The organism is Pseudovibrio sp. POLY-S9 (assembly GCF_001431305.1).
Lineage (GTDB): Bacteria > Pseudomonadota > Alphaproteobacteria > Rhizobiales > Stappiaceae > Pseudovibrio.
Map to the genome: position 1 here is coordinate 1 of NZ_LCWX01000192.1, position 213 is coordinate 213.

The following is a 213-nucleotide window of genomic DNA, read 5'->3' on the forward strand; positions in this document are numbered from 1 at the left end:
GCCATAGCCGCCTCCTCAGGTGACTTTCCGGATCTTCTCATCCGAGCGCTTCCAGACATAAACACCAAGCACAGACGTACCGCACATTAGGAAGGTCACAAGGAACCCGGAGAGGATACCCAATAAGGCGATCGGATCTGGAGCAGTGATGATCAAGTAAATCAACGATAGCCCCAGCAGAAAATACACAACAGCAAACAACAGCCCAAACAC

At 50.7% G+C, this 213-nt stretch carries 1 protein-coding gene; it reads right to left on the bottom strand.

Going from position 1 to position 213, the window contains the following annotated elements; genetic code table 11:
* Positions 1 to 15: 15 nt before the first annotated feature.
* A partial coding sequence (locus PPL9_RS32455) for a hypothetical protein (RefSeq protein ID WP_208989477.1) occupies positions 16 to 213 on the bottom strand: 198 nt, incomplete at its 5' end.